This is a genomic window from Algoriphagus halophilus (genome assembly GCF_900129785.1).
Taxonomy (GTDB): Bacteria; Bacteroidota; Bacteroidia; order Cytophagales; family Cyclobacteriaceae; genus Algoriphagus; species Algoriphagus halophilus.
Map to the genome: position 1 here is coordinate 304,551 of NZ_FSRC01000004.1, position 12,094 is coordinate 316,644.

Below are 12,094 nucleotides of genomic sequence, written 5' to 3' on the forward strand. Positions count from 1 at the left end.
TTTTAAATGATTTAGTTTTTTGAATTCAGAAATCATTTTTGATTTCATAAAACCAAAATTGATTGCTTTCAGGCCTTAGGTCTGAGGGTAAGATGCCAAAAAGAAAACCAATTTGTTTTACTTATTTATTTCAGGGAAAATTTCTGGAATAGGGAGGTAGAACAAAAAATAAGGATTGCTAAAAGAGCTATCAAACAATTAACCATAACCTAAAATCACATGAAAAAACAAGTAAAACTGGTTTTCATGTTATTCTTGTCTTTTGCTTTATGCATATGTCAGGTGACATATGCACAGCAGACTAGGGTAACAGGAAAAGTAACAGATGCTGCTACTGGGGAGGGAATCCCGGGTGTAAGTATTCTGATAAGTGGTACCACGACTGGAGTGGTGACAGATTTAGATGGGAGCTATTCAATCGAGGCTAGTCCAACTGATATTTTACGAATCTCATTTATCGGTTATACTACCGTAGAGGAGGAGGTCGGAAACCGGACCGTTATCGATGTTGCACTAGCTGAAAACATACAAGCGCTTACAGAGGTGGTAGTCGTGGGGTATGGTACCCAAGAGAAGAAAGAGATTACCAGTGCCGTAACTAGTGTCAAATCAGAGGATTTTAATCAAGGTACTGTTAATGACCCCGCACAATTGCTACAAGGAAAAGTTGCTGGTCTAAACATTGCCAGACCAGGGGGAAATCCTAACTCCGGATTTAATGTACGATTAAGAGGAATCTCCTCAATTGGAGAAAATGCTTCACCACTTGTAGTTATCGATGGTGTTATTGGAGCCTCATTGAGTACAGTAGACCCTAATGATATCGAGTCCATGGATGTATTGAAAGATGGATCTGCTGCGGCTATTTACGGTACCAGAGGATCGGCTGGTGTAATCTTAGTTACTACAAAAAAAGGTAGAAAGGGTAGATCAGTCGTTGAGTTTAACAGTAGTGTAGCTGTTGAAAATGTTGCCAGGACTATTAGTGTCATGAATGCAGAAGAGTACAAGGCGATACCTAACTCAAGAGATCTCGGAGGTAGTACCGACTGGTTCGATGAGGTGACAAATACAGGACTTAGTTTTATAAACAACCTTTCACTTGGTGGAGGTAATGAAAGTACCAGCTACCGAGTTTCGATCAACTCCCGAAATGTGGACGGTGTTGGTATTAATTCTGGTTTTGACCAATTAAATGCCAGATTGAGCTTGACTCAAAGAGCTTTAAAAGACAAGGCAACATTTACTGTAAATATTTCCAATACAATAATTGATAGAGAATTTGGTAACGAAAACTCTTTTAGATATGCTATCATAAGCAATCCAACGCTTCCAGTTTTTGATCCAAACCCTCAAAGTCCTGATTTTGGAGGTTATTCAGAGCGAGATATTTTTGACTGGTTCAATCCTGTGTCCATTGCGGAACAGAATATTGCAGATGGTCGAGATAACAGACTATTAGCCAGTATCCGTGGAGAATATAATTTTACGAGCAAGTTTAGCGGTGCATTATTTTATTCCACTCAGAGAGAAACCGATTGGAGAGGATCTTATTCCCCAAAGACTGCTAAATTCGGTGGTGGATTTGGTAGAAATGGTTTGGCCACTATTGTAAATAATGAGAGGCTAAATGATCTATTCGAAGCCACATTGAATTATTACGAAAACGTGAATAAACTTGGAATGGCTTTCTTGGCAGGATATTCTTACCAGGAATTCTTTAACCAGGGTGATTTTACACAAGCGGGAAATTTCTTAACAGACGCATTTACTTATAATAACATCGGGGCGGCGCTTGACTTCGCTAATGGATTAGCGTCAGTTTCAAGTTATGCCAACTCAAACAAATTGGTAGCATTCTTTGGACGGGCTAACTTCAATTATGATGATACCTACTTGCTATCTCTAAGTGCCAGATATGAAGGTTCCACTAGATTCGGAGCTAACAATAAATGGGGTTTGTTTCCAGCAGTTAGTGTGGGTGTAAACATCGCTAACTTGGTAGACCTTACCGGTGTTAGTTCAATGAAATTCAGAGCCAGTTATGGTAGAACTGGTACACAGCCAGGAGAATCCTATTTATCCTTGTTAAGATTTGGACGTCAGGGTAACTTCTTCTATAATGGACAATTTGTGCCATCATATGGACCGGTATCCAACGCCAACCCAGATTTGTCATGGGAAACAAAGGATGAATACAACGTAGGATTGGACTTTGTGATTTTAAATAACAAGTTAGATGGTGCGATAGACTATTATACCAGAGTGACAACAGGTATGATCCTACCAATCAACGTACCCGTACCACCAAACCTTTTCCCTACGACCCAATTGAACATCGGTGAAATGTCAAATTCAGGTTTGGAGGTTATGTTAAATTATAGAGCCATTCAAAATGCTGATTTCAGATGGACTACTGGAGTCAATTTCTCCACTTTAAAGACAAATCTTAGAAGCTTGTCTGCAGGAGATTTGAGTTTCGGAGAAGTTAATTACCGCTCTAATTTTGGATCTCCAGGTCAGAACCTAACGCAATTGATCCGAATCCAAGAAAATGGACCTTTAGGACAAATTTGGGGACCAATTCAAGTAGGTGTCAGCGATGATGGAAGTCCGATCATGAAGGTGATTGATGGCACAGCTGTAGATGATGAAGGGAACCCTGTTTATTGTAACTGTAACGATGACAGAACTCAATTAGGTACCGCATATCCTACTTTAAATTTTGGTTTCAATAACTCCTTAACTTACAAGAATTGGGATTTGAACTTCTTCTTTAGAGGATCATTTGGTCATTATCTGATCAACAGCTACAGAGGTTTCTATGAAAACACTGAAAGTACAACTGTTCAAAACTGGAATATTGTAAATACTAAATATTTTGATCCGAATATTACCAAAGCAGAATATAACAGCACTCATGTTGAAAAAGCTGATTTTGTGGTATTGGACAATGCAACCCTTGGCTATAACTTCAATGTCCAGCCAGGCAAAGCAGTCGGAAGGATTAGGGCTTATGTTTCTGTACAGAATCCCTTCATGTTTACCGGATATACCGGTGTAGATCCTGAGGTAAGGTATGGAGATTCAGAGCAAAACAATGATCCTCTTGCACCGGGTATTGAAAGAAGGGCAACTTATTTCACCACTACGATCACTACTCTAGGCCTTAATCTAAGTTTCTAAGCTAAAAATAAGATATCATGAAAAAAATAATAAATATTCGATACTTCTTGATTGGCCTGGGAATGAGTTACTTCGCTTCGTCCTGCGTAGACTTAGATGAAGAAGTATATAGTGCTGTTACAGCTGATAACTTTTTCCAAACAAATGAAGAGTTTATTTCTGCACTTGGACAAGCATATACATCCCTAGGAGGGCTGGGTAACCACTCCGGACTTTGGTCCATCAATGAAATTGCTTCAGACGAAATTGTTGTTTCCCACAAAGGAGGTGACTGGTTTGACGGAGGAGTTCTATTGCAATTACACCAGCATGAATTCAAAAGTGATAATCCATTCTTTCAAAATTCTTGGAATTTCCTTTTTGGAGGGATCAATACTTGTAATCGATTGATCTTTTCTTTTGAAACTCTGGATAACCCTAATTCTGCAGCATTTATAGCTGAACTCAGGGCATTACGAGCGCTTTATTATTACTGGGCTCTGGATGCTTTTGGAAATATTCCAATCGTAACAGACTTCACTGATGTGGAAGCTCCTAGTACCAAACCTCGGCAAGAAGTTTATGATTTTGTGTTGAGTGAACTCAATGAAATCATTCCACTGCTTCCAGTAGCCAAAGATGGTACAACTTATGGAAGGATGACCAAATGGAGTGCTTTAATGATTAGAATGAAGCTTTACCTCAATGCAGAGGTATATACAGGTACTCCTCAATGGGCTCTTGCTGCGGCAGATGCTTCAGAAATTATCAATAGTGGTGTTTACAGTTTGATGCCAACTTACAGTAACAATTTTGTAATCAACAACAGTCAATCCACTGAAAATATCTTTGTATATCCTTATGACAAGGTTTTCGCAGGTGGTTTTAACTGGGTAATGATGACATTGCATATTGTAAGTCAATCTACCTTCAATCTTACCCAACAGCCTTGGAATGGCTATCAGACAGTTGAAGAGTTTTATAACTCTTATGTTGATCCTGAAAAAAATCCAGGTACTCAAGGTCCTGTATGGAAGGGATTGGCATTGGAACAATCTACCGGAACAATTGATGGAAGATTAAGTAATTTCTTGGTTGGACCTCAATTCAGATCAGATGGAACAGTATTGGAAGATCCAGGAGTTGAGCCAACAGACCCAACAGGAAGAAATGGGGATCCAAATGGCCCACCGCTTACATTCATGCCTTACCTTAATGAAATTTCCCCTGGAGGGTTGCGTCAAGCAGGAGCCCGAATTGCGAAATATGAATTTGAAATGGGAGGCACAAATAACATGAGCAATGACTTTGTGATTTTCAGACTATCTGATGCCATCCTTTCGCTTGCTGAAGCCAAGTTTAGAATGGGAGAAACCACAGAGGCATTGGCCTTGGTGAATCAAATTAGAGCCAGAGCTGGTAACCTAGATCCATTTACTACACTGACCGAAGAAAATCTGTTTGAGGAAAGAGGTAGAGAAATGTTTGTTGAAATGACAAGAAGACAGGATTTAATCCGATTCAAAAAGTATGGAGAAGCTTGGTGGCCTTTTGAAGGAATGAACAGACCTAAGCAAGTACACTCTCCAGGAAGTTACTTGGAGTTGTTCCCAATTCCACAGCCACAAATACTTGCGAATCCAAAATTACAACAAAATCCAGGGTATAATTAATCAGTATTTGATATAAACTAAAAAGCAGGCTGAGGTTTCAGCTTGCTTTTTTTTTAAGAGCTTGTTAACCAAGTTTCCTTAAAAAAAGATTGTATCATAGATTCAAATTCATTTAATTTCTTCGCCCAGTAAAACACTTGCTTGAAAAAAGTTCCTTAGTTGCTTATTACCGATTTATCAATGCTTAGATATTTAACCAAAGTATTCTCCACTTTAATTCTCATCTTACTCATTCAGAGTTGTGATTCTTCATTCTTTAATTCTTCTGAGGAAAATATATCGGAAACCGATAGTTTGTTTTTAGGCTTTTATTTAGGAATGCCCCAAAAAGACTTTTTTGATCACTGTACCGACTTAAACAAACAGCAAAAAATCACCCAAGGCCCAGGGGGATCTACCAATGTAGAGTATAGAATTGTCGATGAATATGACAGCGAAGTCAGCATGCGGTTTTTCCCGACCTTCATTGACGAAAAGATATTTGAAATGCCTGTCATCTATTCCTATGTGGCTTGGGCACCTTGGAATAGGCAGTATTGGGCTGAAAACCTTCTTCCTAAAGTTTTGGAAAAATACAAAATGACCTACGGTGATGATTTCCAATTACTCAATCATCCTACCCAAGGGAAAGTATATTATAAAATTGATGGGAAAAGAAGAATTAACTTGTTTGTCAAAGATGAACAATTTGTTCAAGCAGTTTTTACTGATTTGAAGGTAGAAAAGAGGCTTAATGAAGAATTTGAAAATAGCCAGTCCCAAGAACAAATTCCATCGAATTAAGCCAATTATAGCTCATGTTGTGAAGCAATTGTCTGTAGATTGTCCTATGTAGGTAAAGTGTAGCTAGGGCATTCCAAGTGGTTGACGATACAAATTATAATCCATGAAAAATGCCTGTTTTCATTTTTTGATTTTTACGCTATTTATTCTGACTTCATGTTCAAAAAAAACTGATTTACAGGAACAGCAATCACTTTTTGAAAGTCTTCCTCCTCAAAAAACAGGTGTTGATTTTATTAACACCCTGAATGAAACTGAGGAGTTTAATATTATTGAATACCTGTACTTTTACAATGGAGGTGGAGTAGCTGCAGGAGATATTAATAATGATGGGCTGATTGATCTCTATTTTTCTTCTAATCAGGGACCCAATAAACTTTATTTGAATAAAGGGGGGATTGTTTTTGAAGATATTACCCTGAAGGCAGGACTGGCATCTGAAGGACCCTGGAAAACGGGGGTTACCATGGCCGATATCAACGGAGATGGACTGTTGGATATTTACGTCTCTAGGTTGGGGAATTGGAAAACAGTGGTAGGGAGAAATGAACTATATATTAACAACGGTGACCTGACTTTTACAGAAAGTGCTGAAGAATATGGTTTGGCCTTCCAAGGATTTAGCACTCAAGCCGCATTTTTTGATTTTGACAAGGATGGTGATTTGGATATGTACCTGCTCAACCATGCAGTACATACGGAGAGAAGTTATGGAGGGGCTGAATCTAGGTATTTTGACGATGGGTTGGCTGGGGATAGGTTATATCGAAACAACTTAGAAAGTGGAGAAAAGAAGTTTACAGGAATTACACCACAAGCAGGAATTTTCTCCAGTAAAATCGGATATGGCTTGGGAATTGGGATTTCTGATATCAATAACGATGGATGGCCTGATATCTATGTATCAAATGATTTTAATGAGAATGATTACCTATATATCAACCAAAAGGATGGAACCTTCAAAGAACAAATTTCTTCCGGAGTCAACTACAGCAGTAGGTTCTCAATGGGAAGTGATTTTTCAGATTTTAATAATGATGGGTGGATTGACTTTATCACCATGGATATGTTGCCTAGGGATGAAATCATTCAAAAAATGTCAGCTGGAGAAGACAGCGAGGAAGTATACCAACTCAAATTAGGGTTTGGATTTGAAAGGCAAGTGTCTAGAAATAGTCTTCAATTAAATAATGCCAATGGTACATTTTCGGAAATTGGGCAATACTCCGGCGTTTACGCTACAGATTGGAGTTGGGCGGCATTGTTTGGTGATTTTGACAATGATGGCTGGAAAGATTTATTTGTTACCAATGGAATAGTTCGAAGACCAAATGATTTGGATTATATGAATTTTGTCACCAATCCTGAAATTGAAGATGGTTTACAAAACAAGCCGAATATCAGTGACCTTGAGCTTGCGGGAAAAATGCCTCCTGGAGATGTCGGTAATTTTATTTTTAGAAATAATGGAGATCTGACATTCAAGGATGTTTCACAAGAATGGGGTCTTTCTGGGAATGGGATCTCTAATGGAGCCATCTATGCAGACTTAGATAATGATGGGGATTTGGATTTGGTGATTAACAATATCAATCAACCTGCTGGAATTTATGAAAATAGATTAGGGCATTTCTCTGACAGTAGTAAAACCGTAAATTATTTAAAAGTGAGGTTTGATGGTCTGGGTTTAAACAAATTTGGAATTGGAAGTAGAGTGGAGCTATACTATAAAGATCAGATCCAAGTTCAGGAAAATTTTACAAGCAGAGGATTTCAGTCATCCATTGCTCCTGAGGTCCATTTTGGTTTTGATGGTGTGCAGTACCTGGATTCTTTAAAAGTAATCTGGTCGAGCGGAAAATCAGAAACACTCAAGAATGTCAAAGCCAATACTACTCTTGTTTTGAATGAATCAAATGCGACTGATACTTCCACTCCAGCTGCAAACACTAAAGCATCATTATTAAGAATTTTGGATGAAGAGTCTACCGGCATTGATTTCCAACACATTGAAAATGAGTTTAATGATTTTAATACGGAGCCTTTGCTACCACACAAATTGTCACAGGAGGGCCCAGCTTTAGCCGTTGGTGATTTAAATGGAGATGGTCGGGAAGATGTTTTTGTTGGAGGAGCTTCGGGGCAGCCGGGAGCTGTTTTTATTCAAAGCAAAAAAGGTCGGTTTGATCAAGTGGATCAGCCCTTGTTGGAAGAAGATTCGAATTTGGAGGATGTAAGTGCGGTTTTTTTTGACAGTAATGGAGATGGTTTTTTGGATTTATTGGTAGGAAGGGGAGGGAATATTCAACTTCCAAATGATCAGGGAGAGTCTACCAAAATATATCTTAATGACGGAAAAGGGATTTTTGATCAAAAAGTAAAATTATCCTTGGAACCCAATGCCCAAGTCTCGGTGGTAAAAGCGGCTGATTTTAACGGGGACGGAATGGAGGATTTGATGATTGGAGGAAGAAATGTGGCAGGGAAATATGGATACACCCCTAAGAGTTATTTACTCCAAAATATAGGAGGAAATAACTATGTAAACCGAACGAAAGAATATGCTCCAGATTTGGAATTCATAGGAATGGTGAAGGATGCGGTATGGCAAGATTTAGACCTTGATGGGAATCTGGATTTGATTGTGGTAGGAGAATGGATTCCTATCACCATCTTCATGAATCGTGGAGGTAAATTGAATAATGAAACTAATTCATTTGGGTTGGAAAAGTCGAAGGGCTGGTGGAACTCCATTGCTGCTGAAGATATAAATGGAGATGGTTATCCCGATCTGGTGGTAGGAAATTTGGGATTGAATAGCAGGTTGAAAGCATCCCAAGAACAGCCAGTAAAAATGATTGTCAATGATTTTGATGAAAATGGGACTTCGGAACAGATTATTTCTTATCCAGTTGATGGGGAATATTATACTGTAGCTACCAAAGATGAAATTGTAAAACAAATGCCAAGCCTCAAAAAGAAGTTTTTACGCTACCGGGATTTTGCAGGAAAGGATGTTGAGGAATTGTTGACTTATTTGAATACGAAAGAGGCGAAGTACCTTGAAGCCCATCTTTTTGAATCCATTGTATTGGTAAATCAAAATGGTCTGGATTTTCGTTTAGAGAAATTGCCTGCAGAAGCGCAGTTTGCCCCTATTGAGGCGATTGAAGTGTTAGACGTGAATCAGGACGGATACCTGGATTTGGTATTAGGTGGGAACAAAACTGGCGCATCTCCTTATTATGGAGCCTATCAAGGGAGTTGGGGGCAGGTTTTAATAGGAGATTCTCTTGGCAATTTCAAGACTGACACCCAAAATCGACTTAAAATCCGTGGCGATGTAAGAGGGATTAAGAAAGTGTCTGTCAATGCATTCACATGGTTGATTTATGCAAAAAATGACGATGCCCTTGAGGTAGTTCAGATCGATGAAGCAAAACCTTTCAAGTAGTTTTTTGTATGAAATCGAGGTCCTTCTAATAGGGCCTTCTTTCAAGCTAAATTTGGTAGTTCTTTTGAAGATAGATTGTTTTTGATCTTTGATACGATTATTCCAAAAAGTTCAATCTACCCTTTAAATTTTCTTTTTTGCTACTAAGTAGTTGTTCAAATAAAAGGGAGGCAAAGATTAAAGGCGTATAATTCTTAAATCATATTAATAGGTTATTTTAACCTTTGATAATCAGGTATATTTATTGCCATACTAATATTTATGCGGCCCGACTATAAAATTTTTATTCAATCTGTTTTTTTATTACTGATTTCGGTAGTTGTTGGAGGTTCTGTTTTGGCTCAAGGAATACGGGGCAAAGTCGTTTCTTCGGAAGGTGAACTCTTACCTTATGCTTCCGTGTATATTCGAAATTTGGGAGACGGTGTTCCTACCAATCAAGATGGGAGGTATGAATATAAATTGGACCCCGGAGTTTATGACGTTCTGATCCAATTCTTAGGCTATAAGTCCCAATTGAAAACAATAGAGGTGGGAGAGCAATGGGTGGATCTGGATTTTGTACTAGAACCACAAGTTTACACCCTAAGCGAAGTGGAAGTAAGGGCAGGGCAGGAAGATCCAGCTTTGACCATTATGAGGAAAGCCATTTCCAAAGCAAAATTCCATCGTTTACAGTTGCAGCAATATAGCATGACAGTTTACCTGAAAGGTACTGGCCAGCTTACAGATGCTCCCTTTTTCCTAAAGAAGACTTTGGAAAAAGAAGGTCTGAAACTCAATGAAGCTTATACCAGTGAGTCAGTTTCAAGAATTACCTTCACCCAACCCAACAAAGTGGAGGAAAAAGTGATTTCAATTAGAACCAATGGGGATAATCAGTCTACTTCCCCTGCGCCTTACATCCAAACAAGTTTCTATCAGGAAAAAATCAATGATATTATTTCACCCTTGTCAAGGTCCGCATTCACCTATTATCGATTCACGTATGAAGGGAGTTTCTTTGACCAGGATGTGCTAGTGAATAAAATCAAGGTTACCCCAAGGTCCAGAGGAGAGCGGGTATTTGAGGGATATATTTATATCATTGAAGATCTCTGGGCGATCCATTCACTTAACCTGAAGACTTCTCTTTTGGGGTTTGATATTCAAGCAACCCAACAATATGCACTTGTTGCGGATAATGTCTGGATGCCTTTGACGCATACTTATCGGTTTGGGGGGAAGTTTTTCGGATTTGAGGGTGAATTCAAATACCTGGCTTCTACCAGAGAATATGAAGTCACCTTAAATCCTGATTTGGCCTATGTTCCAGAGATTATAGACGAAAAAGTACAAGAGGTAACCGAAGATGTAGCTGACTTTAAAAAAACGGAATCGGCGTTGGAGCAATTGGCCAAAGAACAACCCACCACTCGAAAAGAATATAGAAAGCTAATCAATGAATATGAAAAAGAATCGCTGAAAGAGCGGGATGAGCCTGATGTGATCCGGGAAAGTTATTATAGCATAGATTCTCTTGCGAAAAAACGTGATTTATCTTATTGGGATAGCATCAGGCCAGTTCCTCTGACCGAGAAAGAAATAGAAGGGTATAGAAGAGATGATAGCCTAGCAGTCATAGAAGCTGCAAAAGTTAGCGAGGTGGATTCGGTGGCAAAAAAAGCGAGAAGGAAGTATAAGCCCTTAGATTTTATGAATGGGGCCTCTTACAGTTTTGGGAAAGGCGTTTCGATTGGATTTAAGCAAAATTGGACCAAGATCTCATTTAACACAGTGGAAGGTTTTAAGTTCGGTATGGGAATGTTTTACCGAAAATATCAAGAGGAGAAACTAGCCGATTCGGTCAATCGAATCCGGAAAAGCTTCAATATTGAGCCAGAGTTGCGATATGGTATTTCAAGTAATCGATTTTATGGAAAAGTGGACTTTCGATGGTCTACCACAAAACCTATCTCAGGAACTACTTTTGGGGTTGAGGGGGGAAGATATATTTATCAATTCAATGGGGGAGAGCCTATCAATGAACAGGTAAATGCTTTTTATTCTCTATTGTTTCGGCAGAATTACATGAAGCTTTACGAACAGGATTTTGCAAGGGCTTATTGGGCTCATCGGGTAAATTATGGATTTACCTACCGAGCTAACTTAACCTATGCGGAAAGGAGAGAACTTTTTAATAATTCCAATTATAGCTGGTACAACAAAGAAGAGAGAACCTATACCAGCAACCGACCAGAAAATGTTGAGGTCGATGAAATGGCTTTCACTGATCATGAAATACTAAAGTTTAATGCGTCTATTGCCTGGAGACCGGGTGTAAAATATGGCATTAGAAATGGTCGTAAATATCCAATTACCAATCGATCTCCTTTGATCAATTTCAATTATACAAAAGCTCTGGGAGGATTGTTAAATTCTGAGACTGCTGCTGATTTTGATCATTTGGAGTTAGGGATAGAGCACTTTTTTGAATTTGGCGTGAGTGGAAAGTTGGACTTCAATGTTTCTGCAGGTACATTTTTGAGTAATAAGCAAGTCTATTTTCAGGACTACCAGCATTTTGGAGGTAACAGAACCATATTTTCGAATTTTGGACCTGCTTCAAATTACCGATTTATGGATTACTACAAGTACAGCACCAATACCTCCTACGTTTCAGGGATTTTCCATTATCAATTCCGAAAATTTCTGTTGACTCAATTGCCTATGCTCCGGTTTTCAGGGGTGAGGGAAAACCTCTTTTTTAATTATTTGAAGACTGAAAATTCACCTAGTTATTGGGAGGCCGGTTACTCTTTGGATAATTTATTCAGAATCTTCAGATTGGAAATGGGAGCTGGATTTGAGAACGGAAATTACCTAAGGGGAGGAGTTCGGTTTGGTATTGCCACCTTTATCCAAGTGAATTGACGGTGATTTATCAGGAAGCCTTTTTTCTGATTGGATTAGCTTGATCCCAGCCTTAATTATTTATTTAAGGAATAGCAATTTTAAACCTTCAGAGGAGTGTTTTGCT

At 38.7% G+C, this 12,094-nt stretch carries 5 protein-coding genes; all 5 read left to right on the top strand.

What is annotated here, in order from left to right:
* Positions 1–219: 219 nt before the first annotated feature.
* The 5 genes from BUR11_RS20265 (at position 220) to BUR11_RS20285 (ending at position 11,988) form a co-directional block, all read left to right on the top strand.
* Entirely contained in the window at positions 220–3,186 is a 2,967-nt protein-coding gene (locus tag BUR11_RS20265) for a SusC/RagA family TonB-linked outer membrane protein (RefSeq protein WP_074226855.1), read from the top strand.
* 17 nt (positions 3,187–3,203) lie between these two features.
* Entirely contained in the window at positions 3,204–4,838 is a 1,635-nt protein-coding gene (locus tag BUR11_RS20270; protein WP_074226856.1) for a RagB/SusD family nutrient uptake outer membrane protein, read from the top strand.
* A gap of 180 nt (positions 4,839–5,018) precedes the next feature.
* Complete coding sequence (locus BUR11_RS20275) at positions 5,019–5,621, top strand: hypothetical protein (RefSeq protein ID WP_074226857.1); 603 nt, start codon at positions 5,019–5,021, stop codon at positions 5,619–5,621.
* A gap of 103 nt (positions 5,622–5,724) precedes the next feature.
* Entirely contained in the window at positions 5,725–9,075 is a 3,351-nt protein-coding gene (locus BUR11_RS20280; RefSeq protein ID WP_074226858.1) for an FG-GAP-like repeat-containing protein, read from the top strand.
* Between the two features lie 261 nt (positions 9,076–9,336).
* Positions 9,337–11,988: a DUF5686 and carboxypeptidase regulatory-like domain-containing protein gene (locus BUR11_RS20285; protein ID WP_074226859.1), complete on the top strand. Its 2,652-nt coding sequence runs from the start codon at positions 9,337–9,339 to the stop codon at positions 11,986–11,988.
* Positions 11,989–12,094: the final 106 nt, after the last annotated feature.

Bases quoted from the DNA above. Each gene is read 5' to 3' on its own strand.
- BUR11_RS20265 (WP_074226855.1), top strand. From the start codon at position 220: ATGAAAAAACAAGTAAAACTGGTTTTCATGTTATTCTTGTCTTTTGCT.
- BUR11_RS20270 (WP_074226856.1), top strand. From the start codon at position 3,204: ATGAAAAAAATAATAAATATTCGATACTTCTTGATTGGCCTGGGAATG.
- BUR11_RS20275 (WP_074226857.1), top strand. From the start codon at position 5,019: ATGCTTAGATATTTAACCAAAGTATTCTCCACTTTAATTCTCATCTTA.
- BUR11_RS20280 (WP_074226858.1), top strand. From the start codon at position 5,725: ATGAAAAATGCCTGTTTTCATTTTTTGATTTTTACGCTATTTATTCTG.
- BUR11_RS20285 (WP_074226859.1), top strand. From the start codon at position 9,337: ATGCGGCCCGACTATAAAATTTTTATTCAATCTGTTTTTTTATTACTG.